Source organism: Staphylococcus sp. 231237_7MaSpsaltlick, assembly GCF_043107035.1.
Genome location: NZ_JBICNX010000009.1, coordinates 1 through 11,867 on the forward strand (window position 1 = coordinate 1; position 11,867 = coordinate 11,867).

The window sequence follows — 11,867 nt, forward strand, 5'->3', positions numbered from 1 at the left end:
GTTAATTAATAAGAAAAAGAAGCGTATATAATGACAATAACTTGCGATAAGCATTGTCATTAGTACGCTTCTTTTAATTGTTTGATTTAAAGTTTTAAACAAATACTATTTATACGTATCAACGTCGAAGTATTTACCCAATTTATCCATAGAATCATAGAAACCTTTGATTCGAGTAGCATTATGAGATGCCCATGCTACATCTGTTGCGTATTGGTGAACACCTGGATTTTCAGGGTTCCAACGCATTTTATAAAGTGTATTTTGACCTTTATCAATATATGATTCAGATATGAATTTAGCGCCACCGACTATTGCTTTTTTAACTGTATTCCAACCATTGTTTTTAGCAGTTATAAATCCTTGTTTTACAGCGTCACTATCAACAGCACCAATACCAAACATATTATAATATTTATTCGGACCATCTGTAACAACTTTATTGTTTACAACATCGCCACCATTTGCAAGTTTAGATGTGCCATTGCCAGTTTCTAATAGAGCATGTGAGATTAAATATACTTCATTGATATCGTAAGTCTTAGCTGCTTCGCTAAATGCTGCGCCTTGACCTTCTAATATACCTTTACCAACAAGTAATTTATCTAAATCAGCTGAACCAATATTTTGAGTTTTATCTAAACGTAAGAATTGATATTTTTGAGTCTCATCTTTTGCTAGCTTACTTGAATCCATAGCATTTTTGATTTCTCTTGCTGTAGCATCTTCCCATTTTCCAGGTGTATGTTGGATTTGTGGTTTAGCAGTTAAACCTTTTTGGATAGCAACTGCTTGATCTAAAGTAAGGCCTGAATCATAATATTTTACTAATTCTTTACGTAAATCAGTTTCTTTAATCCAAACAACTTTACCATTAGAAAGTTTACCATGATACCAAGTTGTGCCATTAATCACTTGAGTTTCGTATACTGTGAAAATACTTTCATAGAAATCTTTAAGTGAACCTGCTGCAGTTGTAGATGTTGGATCTAGATAATAGCTTCCATTTTTATTGAAAATAACATAATCATATTTATACGGTGTTACCGCTGATTTAGTAATATTTTGAGAATTTGAAGCATTAGTGTTATTAGCTGGTTGTAACTTATTTAAGTCATTTGCAGCTATCCAACCAGTTTTATTGTTTACAATACCATAAACGTATTCATCTTTATCAACGTAAACAGATTTAGATGCATTAAATTGATTATTTTTTAGATTATTAAGTGTATCAAGTTGTTGTGATTTTGTGCCCCAAGGTACTGCGTAAAGACCATTATTAGTTGCTTTAACAGTATATTGGCCATTTTTAGCACTTGCTTGACTTAAATTACGAGTATTAATATCTTTTGTATTGATCCAACCAATTGGCGTATTTTGATTAACATTTTGGATTAATACATAAGTTTTATTTCCTTCAGTGCGTTGTTTAGTAACATTATAAGTTTTTCCAGCTAGTTTTGTAGCGTCTTTACCTTGTTGGTCATAAACAGTAGCTTTAATACCAGAATTCTTCGTATTTAACTGACCAATTTTACTTATATTTTGTGTTTGGTTAGTAGTAGCTTTTGTTGCTGCTTCTTTAACTTTGATGTCACCAGTTTGCATCCAACCTATATTAGTATTGGTTTTATTATCAGTAATTAAGTAAAATGCATTATTACCTAATGTTGCTTTTTTACTTAGTTTATATGTTTTGCCATTAACGTATGATTTTTGGACACCTTGTTTATCATATACAGTCGTATATACGCCATGGTTATTTTTGGCAACAGTACCTTGTTGATTCGTAAGTTTACTTACAGTTAGTTTCCCTGAATTTGTAGTAGGGGAAGTAGCAGTATTACTTGTTGAAGATAACTTACTTAAACTTACCCAACCAGATAAATTATTTACAGTTCCATAAACATAATTAGTCTTACCAATCTGTTGTTGTTTTGTTGCTTTGAACGTTTGTGTAGATTTACCTGAAACTGTTCCAGCTTTTTGAGAACTTGTGCCCCACGGAACAGTATATAACGTTTCTCCAGGCTTAATCTTATAAGCTTTATTTATACTAGTTGCTGCTTTAGCAGTATTATAATTAACGTCACCTTGGTGTACCCAACCGATTAATGTACCTTTATTGAAATCAGAAACTAAATAGAAATTTTCATTACCTAAAGTAGCTGATTTTGTAACTTTAAGTGTTTGGTTTGTGCGGTCAGTTTTCTTACCATTTTGGTCATATACTGTAGTATATAAACCATCGTTAGTAGTATTAATTCTGCCAACACCATTATTCGCTGTTACTTTCACAGTGCCTGTTTTAGTAGGTGCAGTCGTACCTGTGTTGCTTGAACCAGTATTATTTGAGCCAGTTCCACTCGTACTACCTGAAGAAGGTGTTCCCCAAGCAGCTGCTTGACCCGTTTTAATTAAATATTTTTCATAAATAAGGTCATATAACTCATTATAACTATAGTTGTGTGCAGCTAAGTAACCATGAGGGTCAGTGTGATCAGTACCGCCTAAGAAAGTACTTACTGCTTGGTGCGTCCAAACAGTTCCTACACCATCATATTCAGCACTATCAGGAACTAAGCCATAATATTGTAAGTTTGTAGCTGCATAATCAGCATAATTATTTATTGAACGTGCAAAAGAATCATAGTCATGTGTATGAACTAATTCTACATGTATAAAACGCTCATTAGCTGCAGCGCCACCGCCCCAAGCTAAGTAATCAGTATTTGCTGTCTCAATAATACGATTTCCATCTACATATGCATGTACGAAAGCATTCTGATAATTATTTTTCATAAAATTGATTTCGCCAGTAATAGTTGAATTATCATTAGCAGTGTCATGCATAACAATACCTTCAGGCTTTCCGTAGCGATAATTATATTTTGGTAAATATGATGCTATATCTTGTTCATAGTTTGGTGCTTTAAAGTTGTTCTTACGAATATAATTATTAATTGAAGAACTCACTTTTGGTGAATATTTTGGTAATGTTGAACGAGTTGTTGCTTCTTTTGTAAGTGCAGAACGTGTTGCGACTGTTGAATCGGCACTTCTAGCTACTCTAAGTTTAGGTGCAGCTTGTGCACTATAGAAAGTAGTGTTGACTGCTTTAGTAGTCTCTGCGCCATCCTTTTGAACAGTATTACTATATTGTTCACTAGAAGCAACATCAGATTTATCGCTGTCTTTAGCTACATCTTGTGAATCATCAGAAGTAACGTCGTCTTTATCAGATGTACTGTCATCCTGTTGAAGAGCATTACTCTCTTGTTCATTAGAAGCAGCATCAGATTTATCGCTGTCTTTAGCTACGTCTTGTGAATCATCAGAAGTAACGTCGTCTTTATCAGAGGCAATGTCATCCTTTTGAACAGCATTACTATCTTGTTCATTAGAAGCAACATCAGATTTATCGCTGTCTTTAGCAGCGTCTTGTGAATCATCAGAAGTAACGTCGTCTTTATCAGATGTACTGTCATCCTGTTGAACAGCATTATTACCTTGTTCACTAGAAGCAGCATCAGATTTATCGCTGTCTTTAGCTACATCTTGTGAATCATCAGAAGTAACGTCGTCTTTATCAGATGTACTGTCATCCTTTTGAACAGTATTACTATCTTGTTCACTAGAAGTAGCATCAGATTTATCGCTGTCTTTAGCTACATCTTGTGAATCATCAGAAGTAACGTCGTCTTTATCAGATGTACTGTCATCCTTTTGAACAGCATTACTATCTGGTTCATTAGAAGCAGCATCAGATTTAACGCTGTCTTTAGCTACATCTTGTGAATCATCAGAAATAACGTCGTCTTTATCAGTAACAGCGCTACCATTTTGAACAGCATTACTATCTGGTTCATTAGAAGCAGCATCAGATTTATCGCTGTCTTTAGCTACATCTTGTGAATCATTAGAAGTAACATCGTATTTATCAGTAACAACGCTATCATTTTGAACAGCATTATTACCTTGTTCACTAGAAGCAGCATCAGATTTATCGCTGTCTTTAGTTACATCTTGTGAATCATTAGAAGTAACATCGTCTTTATCAGTAACAACGCTATCATTTTGAACAGCATTATTACCTTGTTCACTAGAAGCAGCATCAGATTTATCGCTGTCTTTAGTTACATCTTGTGAATCATTAGAAGTAACATCGTCTTTATCAGTAACAACGCTATCATTTTGAACAGCATTATTACCTTGTTCACTAGAAGCAGCATCAGATTTATCGCTGTCTTTAGTTACATCTTGTGAATCATTAGAAGTAACGTCGTCTTTATCAGTAACAACGCTATCATTTTGAACAGCATTATTATCTTGTTCAACTGAAGTATCATCAAATTTATTAATGTCTTTAGCTACATCTTGTTTATTATCAGAAGTAACGTTGCCTTTATCAGATACAATGTCATCCTCTTGAACAGCTTCAGTAGCTTGTTTTTCTACATTATCTGATGTGTTAACATTGTTAGTTGCTTCATCAGAAGTAATTTCGTTTTCAACATTTTCTTGATTAGTTTTTACAGTAGAATCATCTTTTTGTTGTGCCTCCTGATCTTGACCGTTTTGATTATATGTATTTTGCGTTGTCATTTGATCAGAAGTTTGATTGTTCAATTCATCAATTTGAGCATCATAGTTTAAGTTATTATCAGTAGATGCCTGTTTGATTTGTGTAGGGTCTTTGTAGACTTGCGTACCTGAAATGTTCGCTGTTGGTTTACTAATTTCAGACTTAATTTGTTCACTTTGGTTAAGTGCTTTATCATCATTTAAAATATTCTTGTTAGTTGATTGATCTTGCGTTTTGTCTGCCGCTTGTGCGTGATGAGTTGTCAAAGCTGTACCTGCTAATGTTAATGCTATAATTGAAGGTACCTTATAAGTGTTTTTTTTCTTAGCCATTAAACTGCCCCTTTAACTTTATAAATTTAAATTCATTATAATACGACTAAGGATTGAGTGACTTATTTTTCACCGATTTGTAATATAAAATTAATCTTATTAAGTTTTAGAAAAGATTTAATATTCAATTTAAAGCGTTATTACGCCTTATTCACAATATATTGAAAAAATACATCTGAAGAAATATTACAAAAATTAGATGGAATATTAATGTAAAAATATGAAGATTGTTTTTACATTATTTTTATCATTGCAATATGTTTAATATTTTCCTCCATAAACGTTTCTCCAAAGGATTGATAGCCAAGAGATTCATAAAATCCTTGTGCGTGGTATTGTGCATTAAGCATTAATCTTTGATAGCCTTGATCTTTTGCTACTTTTTCTAAAAATTCCATTAATAATTTTCCACAACCTTTGTTACGATGTGTTGCTAAAATAGCCACTCTTTCTATCTTTACACCGTTATCTATAGGGCGTAATCTACCGGTAGCAAATGGCATATCATTTTTGTCGTATCCGATTATATGAGTAGCCATAGTTTCGTATTGGTCTATTTCATTTTCTAAAGGCACGCTTTGTTCTTCAACGAAGACCTTTTTACGTATATTATGAGCTTCTTCTAGCATAGTTTGAGTTGTAACAATTTTGAACATTAGGATTCCTCATTTCAATTTTGATATTAAAAATACCCTATCATAATTTATATGATAGGGCAGTTATTTTATAATGCTTCTTTTCTAATAATTGCAGTATATTGCCAAAAAATACGCATCTGTGCAATGTTCCAATTATTCATTCCCATGGCAAAGCCAGAAGGTTTAAATAAGTTTACATCAGTTACTTCCAGTGCAGCAGCAATCAGATACTGGATTGGCACACTAATCTGCTTCATCGTATCTGTAATACCATTTTGATCATAAACCCATGTGAAAGGGAGTTCTGATTCAAAAACATCAACTTTTTCAAAAATTTCTGGAAGCGCAACAATATAACACGCGCCATCAACAATTGGATTATTGTCACTATCTTTATAGTAAATTCGTAATGCCTCATAATTTTCGCGATGTTCATGATTGACATAGAAAAATTCATTTCTAAAAAGTGCCATATCTTTGCTGTGAATCAATTGTTGTTCTAATACATTAAACATACCGTTTATTTGGTTAAGTTTGTCATATGTTTTACGTGACATACAGTGAGCTCCTCCCTAAAATTAATATTGATTTGTTGGTATTTCTTGAGTATCTGGTTGTTGATTTTGATTAGGTTGCTGGTTTTGATCAGGTTGTTGCTGATTTTGATCAGGTTGTTGTTGATTTGGATTAATTTGTTGTTGTGTATTTTGGCCGTTGTTTTGTTGGTTGCTGTTGTCTTGTTGATTTTCATATTGATTGTCTTGATTGGCATCTGATTGTTGGCTATTATCATTGTCATTATTTTTTTGGCTATTTGAATCTGTAGAATTACTATCTGACGATTGATTTTCATCATCGTCATTACTAGTACTATCACTTTGAGATTTTCTTAACAATGAACTATCTATCTCTGTTTGTGGTATGAGTGTACCATAAAAATCAATAACACGTTGATTTAGAAATTCTATCTTGTCTTTTATTTTAGGTAATTCTAGATCATCACGCAAAAGATTTGACGTATCTTGAATATTTTTTATATCAGGATTGTAATAATATATACCATTTAAGTAATCATCTTTACCTTCAAGTTGTGTACTCTTGATTTCAATATCATCTTTTAAATAAGATGTTGCAAGCACTTTGATTTCTTTATAACTTAAATTGTGTTTGGCATTTTTACCAACAATTTCAACAACATCATCTAATTTACTAATTGAATCTGCTTTTTGAGCTTTAGCAAATAGTTTTTTTATTAAATCCATTTGACGTTGACCACGTTTTAAATCAGAATCTTGATGTCTTGTTCTCGCAACGGCTAATGCTTCATCACCATTTAAATTTTGGTGGCCCTTTTTAACTTTTATTTTTCCAGAATCATCCGTATTCGGTTCATTAATGTCATAAGGGACATCGTATTCGATACCGCCCAGTTCATTTACAGCATCGACAAAAGCTTCCATATTTATTCTTACATAGTAATCAACTGGCACATTTAAAGTAGCTTCTACAGAGTCCATTGATGATTTAGGACCTCCATAAGCATGAGCATGTGCAATTTTATCGTAATAACCTACTTTAGGGATATAACTAATAGTATCACGTGGGATACTTAACATTCTTATTTGTTCTTTCTCGGTGTTGAGTGTAGAGAAAATCATTGCATCTGATCTTGATTGTTCAGTACTTTGTCCGTTTTTTTCACGACCACTATTATCATCAATACCTAAGAATAAGATAGAGATAGGATCTTTTGAAGGATCAACTTTTGATTCACGGATGTTAGATTGTCTCGCTGAATCTTGATCATTGTATGAATGTTCAAAAGCGCCTTGAGAAGATTTTAATAGTATAACGGCAAATATCACTGGAACAACCACAAGAAGTAAAGATAGAAATATTAAAAAATATTTTAAAAATTTATTCATGTTTGAAGCTCCCCATGTATAAGATTTGGTACATGTAACTATTATTTTGTTTAAGTTATTAACCTTTTTAACTTTGTTAAATATTTGTAAAGAAGAAAATGTACTATAACTTATAATTTTATTACTATAATTAAAAAATATCAACTATCAATATGTTATTTACAAGTTTGAAGTGAAATTAAAAGGTATTTGTAGTAGTTAGCGCTTGAGTAATCAAACTTTAGATATGAAGGTTACATTTATGTCATTTGATTAAAAATGATTTATTTTAAAACATAAGATATAATATACAGTGGAAATATAAACTTGTAGACAATATCAATTCTAATGAATATTTAATAGGTTCTGTTAGAGTAGAAAAATTTATGAGATGAATTATTGAAAATTAGCTTTTAAAATTAAATATATCTTTATTCTGAGAGATATAAGGAGGATACATTAACGTGAAACAAGCTTGGTTAGAGAAAATTGATGAGAGTTTAGTTAAAGATTTTTATCAATTACAAACAGAAGAAGAGAAAAACGGGGGCTTTGAAACTACTTTATCTTTTGGTACTGCAGGTATAAGAAGTACTTTTGGTTTAGGACCTGGTAGATTAAATGCCTTTACTGTTCGAAAAGTTGCGTTAGGATTAGCACAATATTTAAAAAATAAAGTTAGTAACAATCCATCAGCAGTTATACATTTTGATACTAGATTATTATCAAAAGAATTTTCTAGAGAAATGGCAAGTGTTTTAGCTAAAAATGGGGTGCGTACGATTGTATCAGAAAATTACAAATCTACACCCGAGCTATCTTTTGCGGTAAGAGAGTTAAATGTAAGTGCGGGTGTCATGATAACTGCTAGTCATAACCCTAAAAATTATAATGGTATAAAAATTTATGATAATCATGGTGGTCAATTATTACCAGAAGCATCAGAAACGTTAAGTTCGTATATAAATTCAATTGCATCGCCACTGTCAATTGAAAAAGGTGATTTTGAATCATTATTAAATGAAGAGAAAATTCAATACATGGCTAATGAAGTTACAGAAAAATATAAATCTGAAGTAAAAACATTAGTAGGTACAATTGAAGAAAAAGATGCAAAAGTTGTACTTACAAGTTTACATGGTACGAGTTTACCACTAATGTCAGATATATTAGCAGAGTTGAATTATCATAACTATGTAATAGAAGAAAAACAATCAAAACCAGATGGTCATTTTCCAACTATTGCAATTGCTAATCCTGAAGACGAAGCCGCGTTTACACTAGGTAAAAAATTAGCAGACGAAACAGATGCACAACTGATTATTGCTACAGATCCAGACGCAGATAGATTAGGTTTTATTGAACGTTATGGAGATAATGATTATAGATATTTTAATGGTAATGAAATAGGTCTACTGTTTATGAAATTAAGATTTCAAGATTTAATAGAAGCTAATACACCACAATATATTATTAAATCGATTGTTACAAGTGAACTAGCGGAGAGATTGGCCATATCATTAAATGTTGAAGTGGCTAATGTACTTACTGGGTTTAAATATATTTCAGACTTTATTGAACAAAAAAACAACACGTCTAATAAGCAATTGTTATTAGCATTCGAAGAAAGCCACGGATACTTAGCAAAACCAATATCTAGAGATAAAGATGCAATTCAAATGGTACCGTTGCTGATTAAATATAAGAATTTATTAAATAAAAACGGTTTAACGTTTAAAGATACAATTAATGATATCTATAAAAATATTGGTGAATTTAAAGATAGAACAATTGCACCTAGCTTTGAAGGTACAAAAGGTAATGAGAAAATCTCTAAAATAATGAATCAGTTTAGAAATAAAGATATTTTTTCAATATGTGGTATGGATGTCAAACAGATTGAGGATTATCGAACTGGTGAAATTAGAAATGTAAAAGAGGGAACAACTGAATTATTATCATTACCTAATACAAATCTAATTAGGTTCATATTTGAAAAAGGTTTTATTGCTTTAAGACCGTCAGGCACAGAACCAAAAATTAAGCTGTATTTTTCACTTAATGTAGATAATATTGATGCCATAACGGAACAATTTGAAAAAGACTATATTAACTATATAGATTGAGTAAAACAGAGGCAAAAAGATGACTACGAAAAAACTAAAACGATTAACGATTATTTTGAGTATACTTCTTATAGCTATAACGTTTTTAATAGTGTATAAACATTACCAACGTTATAATCAAGAATACAATGCTAACAAATCATATGAAGAAGCATCAAAAGATCATAAAAAAGTAGGAGAATTAAAAACTGTTATTGACGAAAAAAATTCTGATATTGTAGAAATTAATAGATATTTAGAACAAATTAAATTTAATGGCACTGCTGCTGTATTTGAAAATGGTCAATTAAAGCTAAATAAAGGTTACGGTATAAGAAATTTTAAAGAAGATGAAAAGAACACAGCGGATACATTATATTTAATTGGATCTTCTCAAAAATTTACAACTGGTTTAATGCTAAAGCAACTTGTAAATGATAAGAAAATAAATATGCAGGATCCAGTCACAAAGTATTTACCATGGTTTAAATCAGTTCAACCCATTACATTAAATCAATTGATGCAACATAAAAGTGGTTTATATAAATATAGTGCTTCACCGCAATATAAAAATTTAGATGAAGCCGTGCATGCTATACAAGAAAAGGGAATAGAGCAAAAATATTATAATAAAAACAGATACAATGATGCGAATTACCTAGTTTTATCACGTGTGATTGAAGAGGTGACTAATAAATCGTATGTAAAGAATTTTGAAGAGAGACTTGCTGGGCCATATAATTTGAATTTTACAGCATTTTTTAATGATGTAGATTATCAAAAAAATATGGCTATTGGCTATAAAAAGGATAAAAATTCTGATAAACCGATAAAACAAACGCCAAATATATTAGATCAGTATTATGGTGCAGGTAATCTCTTTATGGCGCCATACGATATGGGACAATTAATTTTAAATTTGCAAAAAAATGAACTTTTTGATGATAAAATCACACAGCCATTTTTACATGAAAGTCTAACATCGCAATATCCGCAACCTTATAGATATGGTTTTTATTCACTTCCAGATAAAAATAGGATTAATGGCGGTTTTTTTGGTCAAGTTTTTACAGCTTATTTTAATAACAAATATATAGTAGTATTAGGCACTAATTATGAAAATAGTAAGACTAGTAACGAAAAGAAAATAAAACATATTTATTATGATATCTTGAAACAAGGTGAACCATATAATATTGTTGGTCAGAAATATTAAAATGAAAAACACTCCTTTACTATTTAAGCAAAGCTTAAAAATTACAGATTAAATAGTAAAAAGGAGTGTTTTTTTATGTATTAATAAACTATCAATTATTTACAGTATTTGAGTGCATCTATAAAGATATCTTTAAATACACTAGGTTCAATGGACATGACCACGCTACAATTGGGGAATAATGATTTAAAATCTGTAACTGTTGCACCTTTTGTCAATGTACCATTAGTCTCAATTTGAACATCTGCTTCTTGGACATCAAACTTTTCGGGATGGAGCAGATAAAGCACAGTGTATACATCATAAACATTAATGCCATTTTCAAAATCATCACCTTTATAATGTTTGAAAAGATGGTGTAGCATATCACCAGTTTGGTTTAATACCTGAAGTTCATTTACTGTTTTATGACTTAATGTAGAACTTCTTGCAACATCAAGACCGACCATAGTCAAAGGTAAACCTGAATTGAATACGATTTGAGCAGCTTCTGGATCACAAAAAATATTAAATTCTGCAGAGGGCGTTACATTTCCACGGCCAGCAGAACCACCCATTAAGACAATTTCTTTAATATAATCTTTAACTTCAGGGTAAGTAGATATTAATAGCGCAATATTCGTTAGTGGTCCAATAGGAATGAGTGTTACCGGATTTTCATTTATTTTTAATTCTTTATACATAGCTTCCACAGCATGCATTGAAGTTAAATCATCATAGTTAGGTTCAGGAAAATTATATCCGTTCATACCTGATTCTCCATGGACTGTACTTGCGTCTACGATATTTGAAAGTAGGGGCTGTGAAGCACCTTTATGTATAGGTACATTGCTTGTAAAAAACTGTTTAAGTTTTAATGCATTTGCTGTTGTTTTTTCAATCCCAACATTTCCATTGACAGTAGTAATCATTCTTAAATCAAATGCAGGGTGATTTAAAGCAATACTGATTGCAGCAGCATCATCAATACCAGGATCAGTGTCTATAATTATAGGTTGTTTCATTATTAATTAACCTCCTTGAATAAAATAGGGTATGTGCTTATTTTACAATTTTTGTAGTTTGAATGCTTAAAAAATGTATTAAA

At 31.4% G+C, this 11,867-nt stretch carries 7 protein-coding genes; 2 read left to right on the plus strand and 5 right to left on the minus strand.

Going from position 1 to position 11,867, the window contains the following annotated elements:
* Positions 1-105: 105 nt before the first annotated feature.
* The 4 genes from ACF91D_RS17350 to ACF91D_RS17365 form a co-directional block, all read right to left on the minus strand.
* Positions 106-4,917: a GW dipeptide domain-containing protein gene (locus ACF91D_RS17350; RefSeq protein ID WP_392437450.1), complete on the minus strand. Its 4,812-nt coding sequence runs from the start codon at positions 4,915-4,917 to the stop codon at positions 106-108.
* Positions 4,918-5,150: 233 nt separating this feature from the next.
* Positions 5,151-5,573 carry a GNAT family N-acetyltransferase gene (locus ACF91D_RS17355; protein ID WP_107549920.1) on the minus strand — a complete coding sequence of 141 codons (423 nt, stop codon included), beginning with the start codon at positions 5,571-5,573 and terminating at the stop codon, positions 5,151-5,153.
* 68 nt (positions 5,574-5,641) lie between these two features.
* Entirely contained in the window at positions 5,642-6,112 is a 471-nt protein-coding gene (locus tag ACF91D_RS17360) for a DUF2538 family protein (protein ID WP_039067616.1), read from the minus strand.
* 21 nt (positions 6,113-6,133) lie between these two features.
* Positions 6,134-7,480, minus strand: a complete 1,347-nt coding sequence (locus tag ACF91D_RS17365; RefSeq protein ID WP_119585143.1) for an LCP family protein — start codon at positions 7,478-7,480, stop codon at positions 6,134-6,136.
* 443 nt (positions 7,481-7,923) lie between these two features.
* Here ACF91D_RS17365 and ACF91D_RS17370 point away from each other — a divergent pair, with 443 nt between their 5' ends.
* Positions 7,924-9,585: a phospho-sugar mutase gene (locus ACF91D_RS17370; RefSeq protein ID WP_119585145.1), complete on the plus strand. Its 1,662-nt coding sequence runs from the start codon at positions 7,924-7,926 to the stop codon at positions 9,583-9,585.
* Positions 9,586-9,604: 19 nt separating this feature from the next.
* Positions 9,605-10,780 (plus strand): serine hydrolase domain-containing protein, encoded by a 1,176-nt coding sequence (locus tag ACF91D_RS17375; RefSeq protein WP_119585147.1) that lies wholly within the window; start codon positions 9,605-9,607, stop codon positions 10,778-10,780.
* A 95-nt stretch (positions 10,781-10,875) separates the two neighbouring features.
* Here ACF91D_RS17375 and rihC read toward each other — a convergent pair whose 3' ends face one another.
* Positions 10,876-11,784: a ribonucleoside hydrolase RihC gene (gene rihC, locus ACF91D_RS17380; protein WP_107550048.1), complete on the minus strand. Its 909-nt coding sequence runs from the start codon at positions 11,782-11,784 to the stop codon at positions 10,876-10,878.
* Between the last annotated feature and the right edge of the window lie 83 nt (positions 11,785-11,867).

Coding starts and splice junctions, on each gene's coding strand:
- ACF91D_RS17350 (WP_392437450.1), bottom strand. CDS start 4,917: ATGGCTAAGAAAAAAAACACTTATAAGGTACCTTCAATTATAGCATTA.
- ACF91D_RS17355 (WP_107549920.1), bottom strand. CDS start 5,573: ATGTTCAAAATTGTTACAACTCAAACTATGCTAGAAGAAGCTCATAAT.
- ACF91D_RS17360 (WP_039067616.1), bottom strand. CDS start 6,112: ATGTCACGTAAAACATATGACAAACTTAACCAAATAAACGGTATGTTT.
- ACF91D_RS17365 (WP_119585143.1), bottom strand. CDS start 7,480: ATGAATAAATTTTTAAAATATTTTTTAATATTTCTATCTTTACTTCTT.
- ACF91D_RS17375 (WP_119585147.1), top strand. CDS start 9,605: ATGACTACGAAAAAACTAAAACGATTAACGATTATTTTGAGTATACTT.
- rihC (WP_107550048.1), bottom strand. CDS start 11,784: ATGAAACAACCTATAATTATAGACACTGATCCTGGTATTGATGATGCT.